Genomic DNA, 23,440 nt, shown 5'->3' on the forward strand with positions numbered 1-23,440 from the left:
GAGATTGATGAAAGTATTGATTGCCGGCCTGGCCCTGCTGATGCTCGGCGGCTGCGCCACAAACGGCCAATCCCCCTGGGCCGCGCTGACCTCATCCGGCAGTTGCGCCAAACCAGGTTCGGACCAGGAACTGGCGCTCAACCTGTCCGATGACTTGGCCAATGAAGGCAAGCTGCACGCCAGCCTGGCCAACCTGCAAAGCCTGCCCGAAGCCTTGCCCCAGGTGCGACAGCGCAAGGCGCGCAACTACCGCCTGCTCGGGCGCAGCGAGGCCGAGCCGTTGTACCGCAGCCTGCTCGGCACCTGCATGACCGCCGAGGGCGAGCATGGCTTGGGGCAACTGGCGGCGGCCAAGGGCGACAACGGCCTGGCCATGACTCATCTGCAGCGGGCGGCGCGGCTGGCGCCGACTGACGAAAAAATCCGCAATGACCTGGGCGTGGTGTACCTCAACCAATTGCGCGTGGAAGACGCGCGCTTTGAATTCATGACCGCTATCGAACTCAAGCAGGGCGACCCGCTGGCCGCCGTCAACCTGGTGACGCTGTTGATCTATCAAGACGACTGGGGCCAAGCGGCAAAAGTGGTCAGCCAGATGGGCCTGAGCCCCGAGCAAGTCACCGAGGCCCAGGCCCGCGCGCAGCAGCTACAGGGTATCGGTGCGGCGGCGCGCAAAGTGGCGGCGGTCAGCGCTGCACGGTCGATAATTCATCAAGTGAGGAGTGAGTGATGAAAGCACATTACCTTGTCGGCCTGGCGCTGCTGCCATTGAGCGCACTGGCCATCGAACCGGGCCCGTCATCCGCGCAGCAAGCCGAGACGGAAAACTGGCTGACGTTGCAAGTCAACGGGCGTGCGGCTTCGCCGACGCCGCAAAGAACCACGCCCGCGGAACGCGAACAGGCCTTGCAGCGTTGGCTGGACAGCAACAAACATCCGATTCCGGAGTTCTTCGACCAGGCAGTCGGCGGGGCATCGGCGGGCGGCGGCAGCAATTAGTGCGCCGTCACCCGCTGGGCCATTGCCGGATGGTTAGGTGCCAAGGCCAATGCCAATTGGGTGCGGTTGTGCATGTGGGTCAGGCGCAACACCTGGGACACATACAGCTTGACGGTGTTTTCGGTGATCCCCAGCTCACAGGCGATCTGATAGTTGGTCTGGCCCTTCCCCACCAGGCGTGCAACGTCCAGCTGGCGCGGTGACAGCTTCGTGAAGATCCCAGGGATTTGCCCCGGCCTTGCTTCTTCGGCGACCGGCTCGCCATTCTCCGCCTGGCCGGCGCTTGGGCTGCGGCGCACTTTGTCGAGGTCCTGATACAGGTCATTGATGGATTCAGAGAGGTGTTGCAACTTCTGGTTCAAACGCCCCAGTTGCAGCTCTTTTTGCCGCTCCTCCAATGCCGCTTCCTGGCGCTGCAGGCCTTCGAGCAACTCATCGAGGTTGATCGGCTTCTGGTAGTAATCCGAGATCCCCGCGCGCAGTGCTTTTATCACATCCTGTTTATCGGCACGCCCGGTCAGCATGATCGCCTCGAACGCCCGCGCCCTGCCCGCCACCTTCTGCAGGGCCTGCACCAGTTCGATGCCGTCCATGTCCGGCATGTGCAGGTCCAACAACACCAGGCCAATGTCGGTGTCTTCGCCAAAACGCTGCAAGGCGTGCCGGCTGGACTCACATGGCACACAGCGATAACCGTTGCTTTCAATAAATTCACAGAGCTCTTCCACAATCAACGGCTGATCGTCGACCACGAGCACTTTTACCGCCGAGGTAAGCTTGTTCACACGCAACTCCATGTCTGCAAAGTCAACAGGTTGACCTATCCCTTTTAACGAAAAATCCTATACATCTGCCCAATAAACGTAGACGGACTTTCTGACTCTGTACATAGCGCTAGAGCCGCTGGTCGACTAATGGATCCAAACCCAATACAGCGCAAACCCTGTCAATACAAAGGGTGCAAAAGGCTGTTTTTTTGACGCTTGCCTGGCCGCCTCGCCTCGACGCCCGCTAAACCTTTGACGGATAAGGACCCAGGCGCCTTGGAACACGGCGGCACCGATCAACGACCACAACAATGCATCCAGGCTACTGGCCAGGGCCAGGGCGGCCAGCAATTTCACGTCGCCCGCACCAAAGCGGCCCAGCGCATAACCGGGCAAGGTCAGCAACAGCGCCACGGCAAACGCCCAGCCGCCTTCGCTGCCGGGCGCACCCAGCCAGGTAGCGCCCACCCATGACAGGTAGATCAACGCCAGCAGCGCTGCTCCCAGGGTCAAGCCGTTGGCAATTTGCCGTTGATGGATATCCTGCGACGCACACAGTCCCAGCCAGAGCAGTATCACCACGCCATGAATCACGTAAAAAACATCCCTTTTCGCTGATTGATTCTATGCTGATATCCAGTAGTAGCCGTCAGGGTAGACGCCGTCATGAAAACAAGCCTCCCTAGAAAACAAAAAGGTGCCGCGGCGATTGAGTTCGCCCTGGTCTTCGGGATCTTTTTTGCAGTGTTCTATGGGTTGATCAGCTACAGCCTGCCGATGTTGTTGATGCAGTCGTTCAACCAGGCGGCAGCGGAGGCCGTGCGCCAGGCCATGTCGGTGGACCCGGTGGCCGCCGGCACCGCCTACGGCACGCAGGTGGCCAACCGCGCCAAGACGACGGCGATCCTGCAGTTGGACTGGATTCCACCCAGCTTCCAATTCACCGAAGACTTGATCAGCGCCACCTACAACGGCACCACGCTGACCGTCACCATCTCCTACCCCACCACCCGCCTGCATTCGGTGTTCCCGACGTTGGTGGTCCCAGGCATAGGCCCCGTACCGAACCTGCCGGCCAACCTGACTGCCCGTTCGAGTCTCCAATTTTGACCTCGGCGGATAAACTTTTCGGGCGCCTGCTCGGCCGCACCAGCGCCACGCCTCTCGTCCCACCGGGCGTGCCCACGCCAGGACTGCACCTGCAACTGGATCCCCTGGGCCACGTGCTGACCATCAGCGGCACCCTGCGCTCACAACTCGCGACGCAGGCGGTGGGCGAACCCCGGCCGCTGCTGCGTGAACTGCTGTGCGCCGGCAGCGCCCTGAGCATCGAAGGCAGCCCCGCCGACTGGCAACACCAGAGCCTGGACCTGGATTTCCAGGGGGTTGCCGGTCAGGTCTTGCATACCCGGGGCTGGATCGAACCCGAGGGTGCCGGCTGGTGCCTGCGCCTGCAGGACGTTGGCGACTTGCTCGCCGGCCGCCAACTGGCCCAGCACCGAGAGCAGAATCACCAACTGGCGTGCCAGATGAGCGAGCAGCTACGGGTGTGCAGCCTGCCCCGTGTGCCCGATGTGTTCAACGAGCACCTGCGCAGCCTGGCGCAGCGCTGGCGAGTCCCCTGCATCGCCCTGGCGTTGCTCGATGAAGAAGACCTGGGCTGGCGGATCTACAGCCACTACGCGGCCCACGATGCCCCCGCCTTGTGGCAGACCGGCCAGGCCCTCGGCACCTGCCTGGACAGCGCCAACGGCATCGCGCCGCTGAGCCTGGCCCAAGCGCGTAGCGACAACCCGCGCCTGCACGGTATTTTCGGCAATGCCGATGGGCTCCTGGTGCCGTATCGCGACAGCCGGGGCGTCGCCGCCTGGCTGCTTTGCGGCTTCTTTAGTGGTCAATCGCAGACCAGCGAACGGGACTGGTTGAACCTCACTGCCGCCCTCGCCGCCCCGCTGCTGAGCCGCTTGCGCGAACAGCGCTATCACCGCCAGCTCGAGCGCATGGAAGCCCTGCAAGGGCTGCTCGGCACCGGCTGGTGGGAGCTGCTGCCGAACACCCATGAAATCCAGCTCGCACCGCAGTTACTGCACAGCCTCGGTGCGGAGGATGGGCCGAGCCCCCAGACGCTAAGCCAGTGGCTGGAACTGATCCACCCCGCCGATCGCCAGGAACTCGGCAGTCGCCTGCACGACCTGCAAACCCTGGGCAAACCGCTGCTGGCCAGCGTGCGCCTGCAACGCAACGACGCCGACCACAACCCGCTCTGGTATCGCGTACAGGGCCAAGTGCTGGGCGTGGGCGACAACCGGCGCTGGATCGGCTTCATGCTCGACATCAGCGACATCAAGAACCAGCAAACGCAAGCCGCGGCCGCCCATGCACGCCTGGACAACCTTATTGCCAGCTCACCGGCGGTGATCTATGTGCAGCGCTACGTCAACGGTGCCCTGCACCCGGCATTCTTCAGCGACAGCCTGTTACCGCTGCTGGGCTGGACATTGGCCGACTGCAACCACGACAGCCTGGCCTCCCTGATTCATCCCGAAGACCGCGACCTTTACTTCGAACGCACCCGCCAGCTGTTGCGAGAAGGCGCGGTGCGAAGCCGCTATCGCCTGCGCGATAAACAGGGTCAGTACCATTGGCTGCTGGATGAAGCCAAGTTACTGCGCGATGACCTCGGCTTGCCGCTCGAAGCGGTCGGGTTATGGTTGGATGTCACCGAGGCAACACTCGCCGCCGAGCAGGTCAAACAAAGCGAAGAGCGCTACCGCATTCTGGTCGAGGACTCCCCGGCAATGATCTGCCGCTACCGCCCGGACTTGACCCTGACCTTCGGCAACACCCCGCTGGCCAACCACCTGGAATGCCTGCCCGCGCAACTGCCGGGGCTGAACCTGGGCCATTGGCTGTCCGACGAACAACGCCAGGCCTTTGTGCAACGCATCGGCCAATTGACCGTTGAATTTCCGGTCAGCACCGCCGAAATCAGCCTGGAACTGCCTGGCCGCGAACATGCCTGGTGGGTCTGGTCGGACCGTGGCGTGTTCGATGAACAAGGCCGGCTGGTGGAAATACAGGCGGTGGGACGCGACAACACCGAAGTTCGGCGCTCCCAGCAACAGCTGACCCAAAGCGCCAAGATGGCCACCCTGGGTGAAATGGCCACGGGCCTGGCCCATGAGATCAACCAGCCGCTGAATGTGATGCGCATGGCCATCGTCAACATGCTCAAGCGCGTGAGCAGCGGCGATGCGCAGGCCGACTACCTCACCGAAAAACTGCAGCGCATCGACGCCCAGGTCCAGCGCGCCACGCGCGTCGTGGACCACATGCGCGTATTCGGCCGCCGTTCAGAGATCGAACAACACCCCTTCGACCCGGCGCAGGCGGTGGAAGGCATGCTGTCGCTGCTCGGCGAAGGCCTGCGCGGCAAGGGTGTGGAGTTACGTATCGCGCCAGCGGACGTTGCGGTACAGGTCAAGGGTTACGTCGATCAGCTTGAGCAGGTGCTGATCAACCTGGTGGTCAATGCCCGTGACGCGCTGTTGACCAAACGGGACACCGATCCGGCGTTCCGCCCGTGCATCGCGATGCATTGCGAGCATGACAGCCGTCATATCCGCATCTGGGTGGAGGATAACGGCCCGGGCATTGATCCACGGTTGCTGGAGCGGATCTTCGAACCGTTCTTTACCACCAAGCCGATTGGCGTGGGCACGGGGCTGGGGTTGTCGGTGAGCTACGGGATCGTGGAAAACATGGGCGGACGCTTGAGCGTCGCCAACGGGGAGCACGGGGCGAGGTTTTGTGTGGAGTTGCCGGTGATCTAGATCACCAGGTAGGCGCGGCCCATATGGCAACTGAGGTTGGCGCCGACTTCGGCGTTGCCTAAATTGATGCCAAGCGCGCTGAGCAGTCCATTAACAATCGGATCCAGCAACGGCGACAGAATACTTTTTATCGCCGTTGCTAATGTATTCGTGATGGTTGCAAGCAAACCCGAGACGCTGGATAGGGCCCCGCTCGGTGTCTTGCCGGGCGGTGGAACGTAGGACACCTGAGTCCCGCCCAAAGTATTGACCAGACCGCCTACAACGTTTGACGCTGGGAGGGCTGATTTATAGGTTGGAGCCTGATTCATTTCGTTAACGGGCGAAAAAGTCAGGCTTTGGCTGCTTCCACCGACATTCGCATGCACAACGGATAACGACAGACTGCCTCCAGCACCTGCCTTACGCGGCGCACATCCCAAAATCCCCGCACATGTCTGCACCCCGATATCCACCAACGCAACGGGCTGAACAACGGCCTGCGCCGCAGAGAAGAATGCCTGCGCAGAATCAACTTTCCCGACGGATACGTCCGCCAGCGCCGTACCTACCTGCACAGTCAGTGACTTCGTCGCATTGCTCGCACAACTGAAGTCCGTTACATAAGATTTTGCACTTGCGACTTCAATGCTGATGTCCAAGCCAGTCAACAGCTCAAGATCGGTACGGTCACAAGGTTTCAGAACCAGACACAAAAGCGGATCGAGTAGCCCTACCAGCTTGAGTTGCAACAAATTATTCACTACACCTGTAACCGGGGTCGTCAGCGCCGAAACAGCAGACGTGAGCGCACTCACCCCCTTGAGTACCGGCAGTTGAATAGACACTAAGGTACGCACTTGTGCCGTGCGCACAAAAATCTGATCCGTCGGCGGGGTTTTTGACAGCCCCGCTTTGGCTAATACAGGGTTACCAATCGCCGACAACTGCGGTGGCTCAATGACCTTGGTCTGGACCGAGACATTGCCTATCAACGGTACATTCAGTTGCGTCGCGGCGTTCAACGCGTTTTTGCTACTGGACAGTTGAGCAACGGTCTCCAGCAATTGAAACAACTGAACATTGGTATTCAACGCAGCAGCCGGTGTGCCCGTCGCAACTTTTAGCAAATCACCTACGGTCAGCAGCTTGGTACTGGGCGTAATTGCCTGGATCTTGACCGCGTCATTGATGATGGCCGTTGCCACCGAGCCGTTCTTTTGCAAAACCGTCACAGCAGCTTCGATCAGCTCATTGGCGGATACTGCCGTTTTAAGCAACGTATCGTAATCACCCGCTTTTACGTTCAACTTGATCGCCAATTGGTCCAAGTAGCCGAGCAAATTCACGTTTGTGCCAAGTAACCCGTTCCAGCCCGCAGCGGTAAGCGACAGGTTGCCTCCCAGGAGGCGTCCAATGACCAAGTTCAAGACATCCGACTTACCTGAGTCTATGGCGCCCAGATTGCTGCGAATCGTCAACTGCGCCACCGGCGGGGCATACGCGGCCACAGCCGTCGCGCTCAGGACGGTTTGCGCCGGCGCAGGGGTGGCACTGAACATATTCCAGATACCGGTGGCGATACTGGTCGTCACGCTGCGTGTCGCGACCACGCGCACGGCCTCGCTTTTGGTGGCATCCGGGGTAAAGACGCGGATATTGTTTGCGTTGGTCGGCAATGTGCCGCAAGTCACCGACAGGCCACGGCTGGCGTCGCCCGCGACCACCGTGAAGCCGTTGCGGGCGGCGTTCTCCAGAGCGTAGTTGTTGGCTGTATGGGTGGGGCTGCACAAGCCGCCACGGCTGGCGGTCTCCAGCGCCGAGGTGTCGGCGATGGACTGCAATTTGCGTTTTTCCAGGTAGAGGCGGCCGCTGTCCACCGTCAGCACCACGAACACCAGGGCCACCGCCAAGGTGCCTGCCGCCATCAAGCCAATTGCACCACGCTGCCTGGAACCAAGTCGGGGAGACATCAGGCACTCCTTAGCGCTTACTCTCCGTAGTTGGTTGGAGTGTAGACAAGGCTTGGAGGCTGCGCCGGCCACTTGCCAGATTTGACGACTGACGGAGGCCCTGTGGAAGCTGGCCTTATTGTAGTGAGCGGGCTTGCCCCGCGCTGGGCTGCGAAGCAGCCCCAATAAAGACACCGCCGTGTTTCAGCTAGGCCGGGGTCGCCTGGTTTGGGGCGGCTTCGCCCCCCAGCGCGGGGCAAGCCCGCTCACTACACGTTGCTTCTCAGCTCCCAAATAATGGGTGAGGGTCTTAGCGGGGTGGATAGCTGGAGAGGACGCGGGTGACAGTGGTGCGAATGGCGTTGTCGCGGTCCTGTGGGTTCGGCGAGCTGGCCATCATTTGCTCGTCGCTGCCGCGCCAGACCAGTTTGCCGTCCTTGCCGTCGAGCAGGTCGATCTGCAGGGTGGCGACTTTGTAGGTGATGTTGCGCGTTTCGTTGTACATCGGTGCGCCCCAATAGCCATTCCATGGCCCGCCCCAGGCACCGCCATAGTTGGTGGTGACCTGTTGCTGGCGGTCCTCGACGATCAGGTAGGCCTGAACGTTCAAGTCGGCCTTGGTACCCGGCGCTGCGGGGCGCAAGCCGCGTTGGTCGAGCTGTTCGCTCACGGCCTGGCGAATGCGCTGTTCGGTGAGGTCGCTCTTGATGCGCGGGTCATCCGGGCGATATTGCAGGGCCGGGTCTTTCCAGGCCCAACTGCGGTAGGCGCCGAAATCCCGGCTGGCATCATAATCGTGGTTGACCTGGCTGGTCTGGCAACCGCCCAGCAGCACTACAACGGCAAGCGTAGCGATACGACGAAACATGGTTTTCCTCCACAACGCGACCCGCGCTTGAAATGAGAATAGCTGTTAACGGGGAGGATACGCCGTCATTGCCTTTTGCACCGCCTGGCGTAAAGCGTCTCCCCGTTCGCTGAGACTTCCCTGGCTGCCCGTCTCCGCACTGGCACTCCACACCGGCTGACCGGTACGGCCATCGAACAGATCGACACGAACCACCACGACCTGGACTTCGTAGGTACGCACGATCGGCATCGAGTTGTACATGCCGTAGCCATTGTTATAGCGGTTGTAGCCGCCGTAACCGTAGCCGTAGTCATCGCGCACTTGCCTGAGGCGTTTTTCCTGGCGCACGTCGGCGCTGACCAGCAGGTCGGCGGGGCGGTTGTCGTGCCGCGGGCGCAGGCCGCGCTGGTCAAGGGCGCCGCTGACCGCTTCGGCAACTTGCGCAGAGTCTGCCCAGGCCGTACCCGCCGGCAGTTGGCCGTTGCGCCAGGCCCAATTGCGATAGGCGCCGTAGTCGCGCACCGGCGCAGGGTAGGCGCTGGCATCAAAGGTGGTGGCGGCCTGGGGCGGCGCCGGCGGGATCGGCTTGGATGCCGCGACATACGGGTTGGGGCTTGAACAGGCAGCCAACCCCAGGGATAACAGGATCAAACAGAGACGACGCATTTCGACCTCCGCAGACTGGACCGCTTAAACCGGACGGCAGATCCAGTGCAAATAACGCCCAAGCCCGGCAAAGCTTGGGTGACGACGGTGAGCGAGCTCCATCTCAACAAGGTCCTGCAAATCGGCGCGGGCCTGGAATTCCACCGGCATGTAATCGTGAAACACCCGCACACCACTTTGGCTTTCGACCTGCCAGAGGCCGTCGAGTTGCGCCGCCAATTCACGTGGGTCGAGCGGTTGTTGCGGCGTCAGGCTCTGCTTTTCGCCGGCCATGTCATTCTTGCGCATCTTGCGGAAGTGGCCCTTGAGCAGGTTGCGATAAATCAGCGCATCGCGGTTATAGAACGCCAGCGACAACCAGCCGCCGGGCAACGTGAGTTGGTGCAGCACCGGCAGGATTGCATGGGGTTCGGCCAGCCATTCCAGTACGGCGTGGCATAGCACCAGGTCGTAGGGCTCGGTGAGCTGGCCGAGCAGGTCTTGCCAGGGCGCGTGGATAAAGGTGGCGGTTTGCCCGGCGTCAGCGAAGCGTTGCCGCGCCCCCTCAAGCATCGGTTCGGCAGGCTCGGCCAGGGTGACATCATGGCCTTGTTCGGCCAGCCACAACGACATGTGGCCCAGGCCCGCGCCGATATCCAGCACGCGCAATGGACGTCGCGGCAAGGCTTCGGTGAGGTCCGCCTGGAGCACCGCCAGGCGGATGGCGCCTTTGGCACCGCCGTAGATCTTCTCGGCGAAGCGCGTGGCCAGTTGGTCGAAATGACGATCACTCATGGGTAAACCGCCGTTCGCTGTCGGTCAGTTTGGCGCTGACCACTTCATTCATGTCCAGGCCCAGCTCACTGCACAGCAACAGCAGGTACAGCACGATATCGCCGACTTCCTGCCCCGCGTGGGCGAGTTTATCCGCAGGTAGCTGACGCGACTGGTCTTCGGTCAGCCATTGGAAAATTTCTACCAGCTCGGCCATTTCGACGCTGGCGGCCATGGCCAGGTTTTTCGGGCTGTGGAACCGCTTCCAGTGGTTTGTATCGCGGATGCGGTGCAGGCGTTCGGTGAGGTGTTCGAGGTTCATGCGGTGAGCTCCTGAAGGGGTATAGCTTCGGGGGGTTGGGCGTTGAAGGCAAGTGAATAGCGGTGGTGGCCATGAGGTCGCTATTGCAGGCGAGCCAACTCGCACAATCGACCGTTAAGCCCCTCGAATGATTAATCGCAAATTCAGGCGAGCAACCTCTATGCTTGCAGGGAACTAGCCTGTTGCAATAACAACCAAAGACACAGACACGCCCACCCTCTCATCAGGACACACACATGCAGGTAGAAAGTTTTTTCGAATGGTTGGGCCAGGCGCTCGGTTCCGTCATCCGCTTTATCGTCGACGGGCTCAGCGGACTCTTCGGCGCCTTGACCCACGCCGGCAGTAACTTCGTCGAAGGTCTGTCGCGCACCCTGGGCATGGATACGTCCATCATCAGCATCATCACCCTGATCATCGGCCTGCTTTTCCTGTATTCGGCCGTTCGCGCCTTCATGCGCGCCTCGGTCATCATGGGCATCATCTGGTTGCTGCTCGGCCTGTGGCTGCTCAGTTGGGTCGTCCACTAGCGGCCCCTTCCACAGGGGTTCGGCGGCGTCGCTGAAGCCGGTACACTGCCGCTCCCCCAAGGAGCCCGCATGCCCACCTTACTCACCGACTGGCGCCACCGCCCCACCCACCGCCGGGTGTGGGCGCTGGCCGCGCCAATGATCCTGTCGAATATCTCCGTGCCGCTGGTGGCCCTGGTGGACAGCATGGTCATCGGTCACCTGCCCCACGCCCACCAACTGGGGGCCGTGGCGGTCGGGGCGAGCCTGTATACCTTTCTGGCCTGGGCCATGGGTTTCCTGCGCATGGGCTCCACCGGGTTCGCCGCCCAGGCAGCCGGGCGCAAGGATGGTGCCGCACTGCGGCAAATCCTCTTGCAAGGTCTGTTGCTGGCGCTGGGACTGGCGATGCTGCTCGGCACCATCGGCATTCCACTCAGCCATCTGGCCCTGGAGTGGATGCAGCCCTCCCCCGAACTGAATCAACTGACCCAGGATTTTTTCCATACCCGCCTGTTCGGCCTGCCCGCCGCCCTGGCCAGCTACGCGCTGGTCGGCTGGTTCCTCGGCACGCAGAACGCCCGCGCGCCTTTGGCGATCCTGTTGACCACCAACCTGGTCAACATCATCCTGAACCTGTGGTTTGTGCTGGGCCTGGAGTGGGGCGTGGTCGGCTCCGCACGCGCCTCGGTGATCGCCGAATGGACCGGCGCCCTGCTCGGCCTGGGGCTGACGCAAAAAGCCTTGCGCGCCTACCCCGGCCATATCGCCTGGGCAGCCTTGAAACGCTGGCAAAGCTGGCGCCCGCTGCTGGCAGTCAACCGCGACATCTTCATCCGCAGCCTCGCGCTGCAATCGGTGTTTTTCATGATCACGCTGCAAGGCGCGCGCCTCGGCGATGCGACCGTGGCAGCCAATGCCTTGCTGCTCAACGGCCTGTTGTTGACCGCCCATGCACTGGACGGGCTAGCCCATGCGGTCGAGGCCCTGTGCGGCCACGCCATTGGCGCCCATGACCGCCACGCCTTGCGCCGCTCGCTGGTGGTGGCGGGCGGCTGGTCGTTGATCGCCAGCGTCGGCTTTGCGCTGCTGTTCACCCTGGCTGGCCATCTGTTTATTGCCATGCAAACCGATATCCCCAGCGTGCGCGCAACGGCCGACCTCTACCTGCCTTATCTGGCAGTGTTGCCATTGATTGCGGTGTGGAGTTACTTGCTGGACGGGTTGTTTATCGGCGCGACGCGCGCGCGGGAGATGCGCAATGGGATGCTGTTGACGGTGGTTCTGGTGCTGCCCATCGCCTGGGCGTTGCAGGGGTTGGGCAACCACGGGCTGTGGATGACCTTCCTGCTGTTTATGGCGGTGCGCAGTTTGACGCTCTGGGCGATTGCCTGGCGGTTGAATCGGCAGGGGCTGTGGCTAGGCAATAACTGAAGAAACAAGGTCAAGTTGTGGGAGCTGGCTTGCCTGCGATAGCGGTGTGTCAGCAAAAGATTGTTGTCTGATACACCGCTATCGCAGGCAAGCCAGCTCCCACATTTGATCCGAGGTTACTTCATTTACGAGGACAGGTAGGAAGACCGCGTCAGGCCCAAACGCAACGCATCCAGGAACTGGGTACGCTCGCTGGCACTGATCTTCGCACTCGCACACTTGTCGCGGTAATGCGTCATCAGCTCTTCCGGCGACAAATGCACGTAGCGCAGCATGTCTTCGATCGTGTCGTGCGTCTCGATCCCTGCGCTGTACACCGAACCATCTTCGCGCTGGTAGATGTTCACCGAGTCGGTGTCACCGAACAGGTTGTGCATATCGCCGAGAATTTCCTGATAGGCCCCGACCAGGAAGATGCCCAGCAAGTAGTCCTCACCTTCATTCAAGGCATGCACCGGCAAACTGGTTTCAATGCTCTGCTCATCGACGTACTGCTTGATCTTGCCATCGGAGTCGCAGGTCAGGTCTTGCAACACGGCGCGACGCAGCGGCTCTTCATCCAGGCGGTGCAGCGGCAGGATCGGCAATACCTGGCCGATGGCCCAGGTGTCCGGCAGGCTCTGGAATACCGAGAAGTTGCAGATGTACTTGTCGGCCAGCTTGTCGTTGAGTTCGTCCAGCACCTGGCGGTGCGAGCGCTGGCGGGCCTTGAGCGAGTTGTGCAGGCGGCGGCATACGGCGAAGTAGCATTGCTCGGCCAGGGCTTTTTCAGCCAGGGTCAGCTTGCCGTCGGCGTACTGAGTGGCCACGTCGCTCATGTAGTGCGTGGCGCGCCAGTAGGTCTCGGTGACCATCTCGATATCGGTCGGGCCGAGCAGGTCCACCAGCCATTGCACGGTTTCCGGCAGGCTTTCCTTGTTCTCGATGGTCGGGATTTCGTCGTTGTGTTTCTCGACGTCCGTCACTTGCACCACCAGCATGGCGTGGTGGGCGGTCAGCGAGCGGCCGCTTTCGGAGAAGATGTGCGGATGCGGAAGGCTCTGCGCGTCGCAGAATTCCTTGAGCATGCCCACGACCACGCCGGCGTAGTCGTCCATGTCGTAGTTGATCGAGCTGGCGTTACGCGAGTGGGTGCCGTCGTAGTCCACACCCAGGCCGCCGCCCACGTCGATGTGGTCGACCGGCAGGCCGAGGTTGCGCAGTTCGCCGTAATAACGAATGGCTTCCTTGAAACCGTGCTGGTAGTCGGCCAGGTTGGCGATCTGCGAACCCATGTGAAAGTGCAGCAAACGGATGCCTTGGTCCAGGCCCGCCGCGCGAAAGCGCTCGACCACCGACAGCAACTGCGCCGCCGACAGGCCGAACTTGGACTTCTCGCCACCGGTGTCCGCCCACTTGCTCGATGCCAACGACGACAAACGCACGCGCAGGCCGACCTGCGGCTTGACCTTGAGGCTGGCGGCCTCTTCGATCACCAGCCCGACTTCGGATTCTTTCTCGATCACGATGAACACGTTGTGGCCGAGCTTCTGGCCTATCAGCGCAAGGCGGATGAACTCACGGTCCTTGTAACCGTTGCAGACGATGGTGCCGCCCTTCGGGGCCAAGGCCAATACGGCCAGCAGCTCAGGCTTGGAGCCGGCTTCCAGGCCGATGGAGACGTTCTGGGTGGCAATGATGTTCTCGATCACCGCTTCCTGCTGGTTCACCTTGATCGGGTACAACGCGGTGTATTTGCTCTGGTATTCCAGGCGCGCGATGTTCGAATCGAAGGCACCGGTCAGTTGGCGTACACGGTCTTGCAGGATGTCGGGGAAGCGCACCAGCAGCGGCAAGGACAGGCCGCTCTTGCGCAGCGCGTCGACCTGCTCGTACAGATCGACCGGCGTGCTGTTCGGGCCGTTCGGACGGACTTCTACGCGACCGGCTTCATTGATCGCAAAATACCCGGCCCCCCAATGGCGAATCCCGTAAACACTGCGGCTGTCCGCAACTGTCCATTGGCTGCCATCGTCTTTGCGTGTGCGTCGTACGGACATCGAAGTCCCCTATAAATGAAGGCGAAGGCGCCACCTCTCGCGGAGGCTGGCGCAGTCTAAAGAATGAAAATGACGATTTGCCTGCGTGCAAGGTAGGACCCCACACGCGGGACAGAGTTTAGACACTGGCTGGGAAGAGGCTTTCAGCCGCCGGACTTCTTGGCCTTGTAACCGAGCTTGATCAGCTCGGCCAACAGCAACTCGACGTGATCGCCCTGGATCTCGATAACCCCGTCCTTCAACGCACCGCCGGTGCCACAGCGCTTCTTCAGCGCGGTGGCGAGTTCCTTCAGTGCATCTTCTGCAAGCGGCACGCCGGTGATGGTGGTCACCGTCTTGCCGCCACGGCCCTTGCTTTCGCGGCGCACGCGGGCAATACCGTCGCCTTCGGGGATCAGGGTCTGTTTGCAGGTACACGCATCCACGGGCTGACGGCAGTCCGGGCAGTGTCGACCTGCGTCGGTGGAAAATACCAGGCCACCAAGGGCGGCGAAGGATGCGGCTTTCTTGGCCACCGGCAATCCTCTAGGGGATGAAAAGTGGCGCAGTGTAACGGCAAAAAGCCAAGTTGCTAAGGGCCAAATGGCGCCATTTCATGCAACTTTAGCGACGCAACGCCAGATAACGCCGCAGGCCTTCTTGAGCGTCCGGGCAGTAAGGCTTTTGCTGCACCTCGCTCAAGACCGTTTCAATCGGTAAAAAGCGCGCCTCCATGACCTCTTCGGGTTGCAGGCACAGTGGTCCGTCCCATAGGGCGGAGTAAGACCTGCACCAAAGCCGGCTGTCGCCGTCTTCGAAGAAGAAATGGTCATGCTCGGTCAGTTCCACTCCCCTTACGCCAAGTTCTTCCTCAAGCTCACGGGCCGCCGACTCGGCATAGGTTTCCCCCGCCGCGACCATCCCGCCCGCCGCCGTGTCCCAGAAACCTGGATACAGGGCTTTGCTCAGGGTGCGCCGATGCACACACAGCTCACCCTTGGAGTTGAACAGGAAGATAAAGGTGCAGCGGCCGATAAGCCCGCGCTCGCGCAGGGCGGACCGGACGAGGGTGCCCAGCAGATTGTCGTGCTCGTCGACCCATTGGATCAGTTCAGCGTCGGAAGCCGCGCGGTGTGCGGCCTCCTTTGGAGTAGCGTCCATCATCAACCCTGGTTGAGGAGCTGACGCAAGTCGATCACTGCAGCGTTTGCCCGTGAAATGTAATTGGCCATCACCAGCGAGTGGTTCGCCAGTACGCCGAAGCCACTGCCATTGAGAATCATAGGACTCCAAACCGGTTCCTGCGAGGCTTCCAGCTCACGAATGATCTGGCGCACGCTGACGGTGGCGTTTTTCTTGGCCAGCACGTCGGCAAAGTCGACTTCGATGGCACGCAGCAGGTGGGACAACGCCCACGCCTGGCCACGGGCTTCGTAGAACACGTTATCGATCTGCATCCATGGGGTTTCTACCACTTCTTCATCGACCTGGGGCACCTCACCCGGCGCCAGCGCTTCGGTTTTAAGTGCGGTGTTCAGCTTTACCCGGCCAACGCTGGCCGACAGGCGTTGCGACAGCGAACCCAGGCGGGTGGCGACGTCGCCCAGCCAGTTATTGAGGTTATCGGCACGGGCGTAGAACAACGCGCCGCGCTGGTTCGGGTCGGACAGGCGCGCTTCGTAGCGGCTCAGGGAATTGATGCCTTCCTGGTATTCCGACTCGCTGGACGGCAGCACCCAGCTCTTGTTGTCGAAGTTGAAGCGCGGCTCGGCCTTGGCCAAGTCGGCGTCTTCGGCCGACTGCGATTGGGAGCGGGCGAAGTCTTTACGCAGGGCACGGGTCAGGTCGCGCACCTGCACCAGCACGCCGTATTCCCAGCTCGGCATGTTGTCCATCCACAAGCCTGGCGGGAAGCGGTCGTTGGCAATGTAGCCACCGGGCTTGTGCAGCAGGGTGCCCATCACCGTCTTGAGGGTTTCCACGGTGGTGAAACCCACCACCATCTGCTTGCCGTCTTTCTCGGCGGCGATCTGCGCGTTTTGCTGGACCGGAAACAACGCGGGTTCTTCGCTCCAGTACCAGCCCAGAGCGCCGGTCACCAAGAGGTACAGGCCGATGACGCTCAGCAACGCCCGGCTCATCAGCAAGTTGCGCAAATAGCTGCGGTTGGCCGACTTGGGCTCAGGCGCGGGGCCTTTGGCACTGCCTGCACGGTTTTTCCAGTCCAGCATGGCGATATCCTTTCAATCACTTGAGTTCATGCACTTGAATTGATGGCGTGCGTTCAAACACTCCGACCACAACCCTACCCCATCGTGCCCGCCCATGCGGGGCTTTTCGGCAAACTGGCACACGGTGGGCTATGGACTATAAAGAATGCACGCTTTTTACGCCGCGCGACCCTCCAGTCAGCAACTGAATGCTACGGAATACGCAGTTTATTGACGCGTGGCACTCATCCGGGGGAAAAGAGGTGCTAGCATAGAGCCATCAGTCGACCTCAGCATGCACCCTAACTAGTAGTCAGGATATGACCGAGCCAGAAGACCCCAGCCGTGAGCGTCTCAAGCAGCACTTTGCCCAGCGGGTAATTCATCAGGCACGTCAAATTCTTGAGATCTGGCAGCGCCTGCAACGCAGCGAATGGTCCGGCACAGACCTCAGCGAACTCAGCGAGGCCAATGTGCGCCTGCTGCGTTTTGCCGAGCGTTTCGAACAGCCCGAGCACGGCCAGTTGGCGCAGCATATCGGCGAGGCCCTCAAGGCGGTAGACGAGAACCGTGGGCGCCTGAGCAGCCAGTTGATCACCGAACTCAACCGCTTGATGCAGCGACTGTCGCGCACCGGCCTGCGCCAGGGCGACCAGCTGGAGCATACCTCGCTGCCGCCGATGCGTAAGCCGATCTACGTGATGCTGGCCGATCACAACCGTGCCGAGCGCCTGGCCAAACAGTTGGAATTCTTTGGCATGAGCGCCCAGTCCCTGGGCAGCGTGGCGGCGTTTCATGCATCGATGGCCGAGCGTTTGCCTTCGGCCATTGTGATGGATGTGGATTTTTGCGGCCCAGGCCTGGGCCTCAAACTTGCTACGCAGGCCCAGGAGGGCCTCGAGCACAAGCTGCCGCTGTTGTTCTTCAGCCTGCATGAAACCGACACGCCCACCCGCCTGGCCGCCGTGCGCGCCGGGGGTCAGGAATTTCTCACCGGCACCCTGGAAGCGTCCAGCCTGTTGGAAAAAATCGAAGTGCTGACCTGCATCGCCCAGTACGAGCCGTATAAAGTGCTGATCATCGACGACTCGCGAGCCCAGGCCCTGCACACCGAGCGACTGCTCAACAGCGCCGGCATCGTCACCCGCACGCTGATCGAACCGATCCAGGCCATGGCGGAACTGGCGGACTTCCAGCCCGACCTGATCATCCTCGACATGTACATGCCCGCCTGCACCGGTACCGAACTGGCCAAGGTGATCCGGCACAACGACCGTTACGTCAGCGTGCCGATCATCTACCTGTCGGCCGAAGACGATCTGGACAAGCAACTGGACGCCATGAGCGAAGGCGGCGACGACTTCCTCACCAAGCCGATCAAGCCGCGCCACCTGATCACCACCGTGCGCAACCGCGCCGCGCGTGCGCGCAACCTCAAGGCCCGCATGGTGCGCGACAGCCTGACCGGCCTGTACAACCACACCCACATCCTGCAATTGCTCGAAGACTGCAGCTTTCGCGCACGCCGCGAAAACAAGCCGTTGAGCTTTGCCATGCTCGACATCGACCACTTCAAGCGGGTCAATGACAGCCACGGCCACCCCATGGGCGACCGCGTGATCAAGAGCCTGGCGCTGTTTCTCAAGCAACGCCTGCGCAAGACCGACTATATCGGGCGCTACGGCGGAGAAGAGTTCGCTATTGTGATGCCCGACACCGACCTGGAATCGGCGTGCCAGGTGCTGGACGAAATCCGCGGTCGCTTTGCCGAAATCCATTACCCGGCGCAGCCTCAGGATCTGTGGTGCACCTTCAGCGCCGGGCTGGTGGAGCTGTGCGACGGTTCCGACAGCCTGATGATGGCGGCCCAGGCCGACGAAGCGCTGTACCGCGCCAAGCACGCCGGACGCAATCGCGTACACGCGGCGCGCAGATCAAGTCAAAGTGCCATCTTTTCATCGGAATCGACTGATTCAGTCATAACGCTGTAATGGAAACGCAATAACTTCAGGCCCTTATCTTTTGCTGTCGGTTGAAACCACGCATGCGCCTGAAGCTGCTGACCAATCTCAATACCCTTCTTCTGGTGGCCGTGTGCCTGGCGCTGGGGGCGACGCTGTGGTGGTCGCAACGGGCGCTGGAGCGGCCTTATCTACTGATGGAACGTTACCTGGGGCTGTCGCAGACGTTCCAGAACCAGGCCGCGCGCAATATCGACGACTACCTGGCCAGCGGCGATGCGCTGCGCCTGAGCAGCGCCAGCCAGAGCCTGGAAGGCCTGTTGCACGATCTGGATGAACTGCCGGCAAACCTCGCGCAAAACCTGCGCCCCAGCCTGGTAGACCTTGACGGCTTCAGCAAGACCGACTTGCTGGCCGCTGGCAAGCTCGCTGGCGACCCGCAAGCCCTGCTGCTGCAGGCCGAACGCGAACTGGGCGCGAATCTGGAGCAACTGAGCCAGTACGCCATTGGCGTCAATTCCGCCGAAGCCGCACGCTACCTGCCACCGCTGCTGACCGCGTCCCAGCACTTGGGCAAACTGTCCCTGGCCCGCGACAAACTGGTGAGCAGCGGGCGCGCGGAGCTCGCCACTGATGTGGAACGTGAAGTCGGCAATATCCGCAGCCAGGCGGACCTGCTGGAACAACTGCCGTTGCTGGGCGTCAAGGCGAAAAACGAATCCGGCGCCGATGATTTTTCCGCGCTGATGGGCCTGGAAAACACCGAAAAAACCGAAGCCCAGGACAGCGGGGTCGATCTCAAGCGCGAGCTCAACGGACTGCTGACCCGCTACCCCGCGGAACTCAATCGCACGCGCGAGCAGATCCAGAAACGCGCCGACCTGGCCGCCGCTACCCACCTGAAAATCAACGCCGTGCAAGAGGCCATCGCCGGCCTTGAACCGGTGGTGCGTGCCCAGCACGGCATTATCCAGGGCGAAGTGCGCCTGATGCAGGGCGTGATGATCGGCTTGATTCTGCTGATCGCGCTGTTGATCGACACGCTGCAGCGGCGCCTGGCACGGGTGCTGACCAACCTGGCCCCGGCACTGTCGACTTGGGCCGAAGGCGACTTCAGCCAGCCGATTGCCTTGGGCAAGACCAATCGCGAGCTGCGCGATATCGAAGCGTCCCTGAACCGCTTGCGTGCCTATTTGGTGGACTTGGTGGGCACCATTCGCGGCAACGCCGAAGAAGTCGCCGGCAGCAGCCGCGCCCTTGCCGAACTGAGCAGCGGCCTGCATGACGGCGCCGAACGCCAGGCCGGGGATACCGCGCAGATCCGTGACTCGCTGGGCGAACTGGAAGCGACCATCCAGCAAGTGGCGGGTGACGCCAGCCACGCCGCCGGCGCCAGCCGCAGCGCCGGGCAGGCGGTGGAACAAGGCCAGCGGGTGATCGGCCTGAGTTTGACCGGGCTGCATGCCTTGGTCGGCGAAGTACAGCAGAACGCGCAGATGATCGAAAAACTCGCCGAGGAATCCGCCACCATCGGCGGTGTGCTCACGGTGATTCGTTCAATCGCCGACCAGACCAACCTGCTGGCGCTCAACGCCGCCATCGAAGCCGCGCGCGCCGGTGAAGCCGGGCGTGGCTTTGCGGTGGTGGCCGATGAAGTCCGCTCCCTGGCACAACGCACCGCCGGCGCCACGGCCGAGATCCAAGGCCTGATCGCCGGCCTGCAAACTGCCGCGCACCAATCCGTGCAAGGCATGCGCGCCCAGGTCGAACACGCCGAAGCCACCGCCCAGCAGGCGCAGGCGGCGGACGGTGCGCTGGATGAAATCGTCGGGGCGATCCGGACCATTTCCGACACGGCCGTGCGGATTGCCGATGTGACGGCGCAGCAGAGCGGCGCGGTGAGTGAGATTCGCGATAACAGTGAAAGAATTCACCAGCTGGGTGAAGACAATTTGCTGCGTATCGGCCAGGGCCGGCGCCAGGGTGAACACCTGCTGGTGCTGGGCGGGCAGCTCAACACGGCGGTGCAGGCCTTTCGCGTCTGACGCGATCACCTCGCTCACGAATATCCAGACCCATGTGGCGATCAAAATGTGGGAGCGGGCTTGCTCGCGAATGCGGCCTGTAGTGAGCGGGCTTGCCCCGCGCTGGGTGGCGAAGCCGCCCCAAACCAGGCGACTCGGTTCTACCTGGAGGTCGGAGGTGTCTTTATTGGGGCCGCAGCCCAGCGCGGGGCAAGCCCGCTCACTACATACTGCCTTCGCGAGCAAGCCCGCTCCCACATTGATCTCCTGTGTACTCTGATCCGTATTACCAGTGACCAGATCCAACTACTTGGTCACATACTTTGCGCAATCCTCGCTAATCGTGCCGCCTACTGCATAGAACTGGACAGTCACAAAGGCTTTGCGGCATAGTCGCCGGGTTCTGCCGTACCCACACCAATAACAAGGAACAGCCGATGGCGACCTTACTGGTTCTTCACGGACCCAACCTGAACCTGCTCGGCACCCGTGAACCGGGCGTCTACGGGGCAGTCACCCTGGATCAGATCAACCTCGATCTTGAGCGCAGGGCGCGTGAAGCCGGGCACCATCTGCTCTACCTGCAAAGCAATGCCGAGTACGAATTGATTGATCGCATCCATGCCGCGCGCGGCGAAGGCGTGGACTTTATCCTGATCAATCCTGCCGCTTTCACGCACACAAGCGTTGCATTACGTGACGCGTTGCTGGCGGTGAGCATCCCATTCATCGAAGTGCATTTGTCGAACGTGCACAAACGTGAACCTTTCCGCCATCACTCCTACTTCTCCGACGTAGCGATAGGAGTGATCTGCGGCCTTGGCGCCAGCGGTTACCGACTGGCCCTGGAGGCCGCCCTGGAACAGCTTGAACAACCGGCCAAGCGCCCCTGACCGACCCTTGGGAGTTGATGATTCATGGATATCCGTAAAGTTAAGAAACTAATCGAACTGCTGGAAGAATCCGGTATCGACGAGCTGGAAATCAAGGAAGGCGAAGAGTCCGTACGGATCAGCCGTCACAGCAAGACGCCAGCCCAACAGTTCTATGCGCCACAGATGCAAGCGCCGGCCCCGGCAGCCGCACCTGCCGCTGCGCCTGCCGCCGCCGCAGCACCTGCTGCCCCGGCCGCACCTGCGTTGAACGGCTTCGTGGTCAAGTCGCCAATGGTCGGTACGTTCTACCGCACCCCGGCACCGACCTCGCCAGCCTTCGTTGAAGTCGGCAAGACGGTGAAAGTGGGCGACACCATCTGCATCGTTGAAGCGATGAAGATGATGAACCACATCACCGCTGAAAAAGCCGGCGTCATCGAATCCATCCTGGTAGAAAACGGTCAGCCGGTTGAGTACGACCAGCCGCTGTTCACCATCGTTTGAACCGCGGAGCGCCTTCGATGTTGAAACCTGCGAAGAAACTGCAAAAAGTCCTGATCGCCAACCGCGGCGAGATCGCGCTGCGTATCCTGCGCGCCTGTAAGGAAGAGGGCATCAAGACCGTCGCTGTTTACTCGACGGCCGATACCGAATTGATGCACGTGAAACTGGCGGACGAGAGCATCTGCATCGGCCCGCCACTGGCCGCGAACTCGTACCTGAAAGTCTCGAACATCATCGCCGCCGCTGAAGTGACCGGCGCCGATGGCATCCACCCGGGCTACGGCTTCCTTGCGGAAAACGCCGATTTCGCCGAACAGGTGGAAAAATCCGGGTTCGCCTTCATCGGCCCGAAAGCCGAGACCATTCGCCTGATGGGCGACAAGGTATCGGCCAAGGACGCCATGATCGCCGCCGGCGTGCCGACCGTTCCAGGCTCCGACGGCCCGCTGCCTGAAGACGAGGAAACCGCGCTGCGCATTGGTCGCGAAGTCGGCTACCCGGTGATCATCAAGGCCGCCGGTGGCGGTGGTGGTCGCGGCATGCGCGTGGTGCACAAGGAAGAAGACCTGATCGAGGCCGCCAAGCAGACCCGCTCCGAAGCGGGCGCCTGGTTCGGCAACCCGATGGTCTACCTGGAGAAGTACCTGACCAACCCGCGTCACGTGGAAGTGCAGGTACTGTCCGACGGCCAGGGCCATGCCATCCACCTGGGTGACCGCGATTGCTCGCTGCAGCGCCGTCACCAGAAGGTGTTGGAAGAAGCCCCGGCACCGGGCCTGGACGAGAAGGCCCGCGAGGAAGTGCTGGCACGCTGCGTCAAGGCGTGCATCGACATCAACTACCGCGGCGCCGGTACCTTCGAGTTCCTCTACGAGAACGGTCGTTTCTACTTCATCGAGATGAACACTCGCGTGCAGGTAGAGCACCCGGTGTCGGAGATGGTCACCGGTATCGACATCGTCAAGGAGATGCTCAGCATCGCCGCCGGCAACAAGCTGTCCTTCACCCAGGACGACGTGAAGATCCATGGCCACTCGCTGGAATGCCGGATCAACGCCGAAGACCCGCAAACCTTTATGCCGAGCCCAGGCCTGGTCAAGCATTTCCACGCGCCCGGCGGCAACGGCGTACGCGTGGATTCGCACCTGTACAGCGGCTACAAGGTTCCGTCCAACTACGACTCGTTGATCGGCAAGCTGATCACCTGGGGCGCCACCCGCGACGAGGCCATGGCCCGCATGCGCAACGCCCTGGACGAAATCGTGGTGGACGGCATCAAGACCAACATCCCGCTGCATCGGGACCTGGTCCGTGATGAAGGCTTCTGCGAAGGGGGCGTGAACATTCACTACCTGGAACACAAGCTGGCCAATCAGTAAGTTCGTGCTCCACCCACAAAACCGCCTTCGGGCGGTTTTGTTGTTTATGCAATAGCAAGAACACCACCAACCCCCTGTGGGAGCTGGCTTGCCTGCGATAGCGGTGGATCAGGTATTGATGAGCAAGCAGACACTCCGCCATCGCAGCATGGGTATCTACACAACTTTCAGCGGTGTGTGGCGGGGGGCTTGGTTCCGTGGCGGCCTTTGGGCCGACCAGACTGTTGTTGATCGGGTACATATCCGTTATTTGGGTAGCGGCGGCTATTGGTTCCGCCCTCACGGCGGGTCACTTTGGAAAAGCCCCAAAGTAACCAAAGGGCTCTTGCCCCACCACTCGGCACCTCGCTTAGGCTCGGTGTGCCCGAACGCAGGCTTGGTTGACGGGGCGCCTGAGATCAAGAT

At 61.5% G+C, this 23,440-nt stretch carries 21 protein-coding genes and 1 pseudogene; 11 read left to right on the forward strand and 11 right to left on the reverse strand.

The window, feature by feature from the left end; genetic code table 11:
• The first annotated feature begins 7 nt into the window (after positions 1-7).
• Complete coding sequence (locus KVG91_RS02250; RefSeq protein WP_169378359.1) at positions 8-730, forward strand: tetratricopeptide repeat protein; 723 nt, start codon at positions 8-10, stop codon at positions 728-730.
• Positions 730-999, forward strand: a complete 270-nt coding sequence (locus KVG91_RS02255; protein WP_169378360.1) for a DUF3613 domain-containing protein — start codon at positions 730-732, stop codon at positions 997-999. Before KVG91_RS02250 ends, KVG91_RS02255 begins: the two co-directional genes overlap by 1 nt.
• Here the strand turns inward: KVG91_RS02255 and KVG91_RS02260 are convergent.
• Positions 996-1,784: a response regulator transcription factor gene (locus KVG91_RS02260; RefSeq protein WP_169378361.1), complete on the reverse strand. Its 789-nt coding sequence runs from the start codon at positions 1,782-1,784 to the stop codon at positions 996-998. The genes KVG91_RS02255 and KVG91_RS02260 overlap by 4 nt on opposite strands.
• Positions 1,785-1,910: 126 nt before the next feature.
• On the reverse strand, positions 1,911-2,360 hold the full coding sequence (locus KVG91_RS02265) for a prepilin peptidase (RefSeq protein ID WP_169378362.1): 450 nt from the start codon (positions 2,358-2,360) through the stop codon (positions 1,911-1,913).
• A 72-nt stretch (positions 2,361-2,432) separates the two neighbouring features.
• Between KVG91_RS02265 and KVG91_RS02270 the strand changes: the two genes are divergently transcribed.
• Both KVG91_RS02270 and KVG91_RS02275 read left to right on the forward strand, forming a co-directional pair.
• A complete protein-coding gene (locus KVG91_RS02270) occupies positions 2,433-2,876 on the forward strand; it encodes a TadE/TadG family type IV pilus assembly protein (RefSeq protein WP_169378363.1) in 444 nt (147 codons plus the stop codon).
• The gene (locus KVG91_RS02275; protein WP_169378364.1) at positions 2,873-5,599 is read left to right on the forward strand and encodes a PAS domain-containing sensor histidine kinase; all 2,727 of its coding nucleotides are present in this window, start codon (positions 2,873-2,875) and stop codon (positions 5,597-5,599) included. Before KVG91_RS02270 ends, KVG91_RS02275 begins: the two co-directional genes overlap by 4 nt.
• On the opposite strand, the gene KVG91_RS02280 is transcribed toward KVG91_RS02275, so the two are convergent.
• The 5 genes from KVG91_RS02280 to KVG91_RS02300 form a co-directional block, all read right to left on the reverse strand.
• Entirely contained in the window at positions 5,596-7,551 is a 1,956-nt protein-coding gene (locus tag KVG91_RS02280) for a pilus assembly protein TadG-related protein (RefSeq protein ID WP_169378365.1), read from the reverse strand. The two genes, KVG91_RS02275 and KVG91_RS02280, sit on opposite strands and share 4 nt — an antisense overlap.
• Before the next feature lie 289 nt (positions 7,552-7,840).
• Entirely contained in the window at positions 7,841-8,398 is a 558-nt protein-coding gene (locus KVG91_RS02285; protein WP_169378366.1) for a DUF4136 domain-containing protein, read from the reverse strand.
• A gap of 45 nt (positions 8,399-8,443) precedes the next feature.
• Entirely contained in the window at positions 8,444-9,046 is a 603-nt protein-coding gene (locus KVG91_RS02290) for a DUF4136 domain-containing protein (protein WP_169378367.1), read from the reverse strand.
• 24 nt (positions 9,047-9,070) lie between these two features.
• Positions 9,071-9,820, reverse strand: coding sequence for a methyltransferase (locus KVG91_RS02295; RefSeq protein WP_169378368.1), 750 nt, complete (start codon positions 9,818-9,820; stop codon positions 9,071-9,073).
• Complete coding sequence (locus tag KVG91_RS02300; RefSeq protein WP_169378369.1) at positions 9,813-10,121, reverse strand: MazG-like family protein; 309 nt, start codon at positions 10,119-10,121, stop codon at positions 9,813-9,815. Before KVG91_RS02300 ends, KVG91_RS02295 begins: the two co-directional genes overlap by 8 nt.
• A 236-nt stretch (positions 10,122-10,357) precedes the next feature.
• On the opposite strand from KVG91_RS02300, the gene KVG91_RS02305 reads away from it, so the two are divergent.
• Positions 10,358-10,651, forward strand: coding sequence for a hypothetical protein (locus tag KVG91_RS02305; protein WP_169378370.1), 294 nt, complete (start codon positions 10,358-10,360; stop codon positions 10,649-10,651).
• Positions 10,652-10,720: 69 nt separating this feature from the next.
• Positions 10,721-12,064 carry an MATE family efflux transporter gene (locus KVG91_RS02310; RefSeq protein ID WP_169378371.1) on the forward strand — a complete coding sequence of 448 codons (1,344 nt, stop codon included), beginning with the start codon at positions 10,721-10,723 and terminating at the stop codon, positions 12,062-12,064.
• Positions 12,065-12,189: 125 nt separating this feature from the next.
• Here KVG91_RS02310 and speA read toward each other — a convergent pair whose 3' ends face one another.
• The 4 genes from speA to KVG91_RS02330 all read right to left on the reverse strand — a co-directional run bounded on the left by speA (position 12,190) and on the right by KVG91_RS02330 (position 16,313).
• Complete coding sequence (gene speA, locus KVG91_RS02315) at positions 12,190-14,103, reverse strand: arginine decarboxylase (protein WP_169377650.1); 1,914 nt, start codon at positions 14,101-14,103, stop codon at positions 12,190-12,192.
• A 143-nt stretch (positions 14,104-14,246) separates the two neighbouring features.
• Positions 14,247-14,618: a translation initiation factor Sui1 gene (locus KVG91_RS02320; protein WP_169377649.1), complete on the reverse strand. Its 372-nt coding sequence runs from the start codon at positions 14,616-14,618 to the stop codon at positions 14,247-14,249.
• Positions 14,619-14,706: 88 nt separating this feature from the next.
• Complete coding sequence (locus tag KVG91_RS02325; RefSeq protein WP_169377648.1) at positions 14,707-15,243, reverse strand: NUDIX hydrolase; 537 nt, start codon at positions 15,241-15,243, stop codon at positions 14,707-14,709.
• 2 nt (positions 15,244-15,245) lie between these two features.
• Positions 15,246-16,313, reverse strand: coding sequence for a DUF2333 family protein (locus KVG91_RS02330; RefSeq protein ID WP_076954497.1), 1,068 nt, complete (start codon positions 16,311-16,313; stop codon positions 15,246-15,248).
• A gap of 299 nt (positions 16,314-16,612) precedes the next feature.
• On the opposite strand from KVG91_RS02330, the gene KVG91_RS02335 reads away from it, so the two are divergent.
• From KVG91_RS02335 to accC, 5 genes and pseudogenes are all read left to right on the forward strand, one after another.
• Positions 16,613-18,283, forward strand: a complete 1,671-nt coding sequence (locus KVG91_RS02335; protein WP_169377647.1) for a response regulator — start codon at positions 16,613-16,615, stop codon at positions 18,281-18,283.
• A 1,499-nt stretch (positions 18,284-19,782) separates the two neighbouring features.
• Positions 19,783-20,298, forward strand: a pseudogene (locus tag KVG91_RS27910) (methyl-accepting chemotaxis protein); the annotation flags it as partial.
• A gap of 416 nt (positions 20,299-20,714) precedes the next feature.
• Positions 20,715-21,170: a type II 3-dehydroquinate dehydratase gene (gene aroQ / locus KVG91_RS02345; RefSeq protein WP_169376036.1), complete on the forward strand. Its 456-nt coding sequence runs from the start codon at positions 20,715-20,717 to the stop codon at positions 21,168-21,170.
• A gap of 24 nt (positions 21,171-21,194) precedes the next feature.
• On the forward strand, positions 21,195-21,656 hold the full coding sequence (gene accB / locus KVG91_RS02350; protein ID WP_027607997.1) for an acetyl-CoA carboxylase biotin carboxyl carrier protein: 462 nt from the start codon (positions 21,195-21,197) through the stop codon (positions 21,654-21,656).
• Positions 21,657-21,673: 17 nt separating this feature from the next.
• Positions 21,674-23,035 (forward strand): acetyl-CoA carboxylase biotin carboxylase subunit, encoded by a 1,362-nt coding sequence (gene accC, locus KVG91_RS02355; protein WP_076954502.1) that lies wholly within the window; start codon positions 21,674-21,676, stop codon positions 23,033-23,035.
• Positions 23,036-23,440: the final 405 nt, after the last annotated feature.

Origin of the sequence: Pseudomonas azadiae (genome assembly GCF_019145355.1) — a bacterium.
GTDB classification, from domain to species: Bacteria; Pseudomonadota; Gammaproteobacteria; order Pseudomonadales; family Pseudomonadaceae; genus Aquipseudomonas; species Aquipseudomonas azadiae.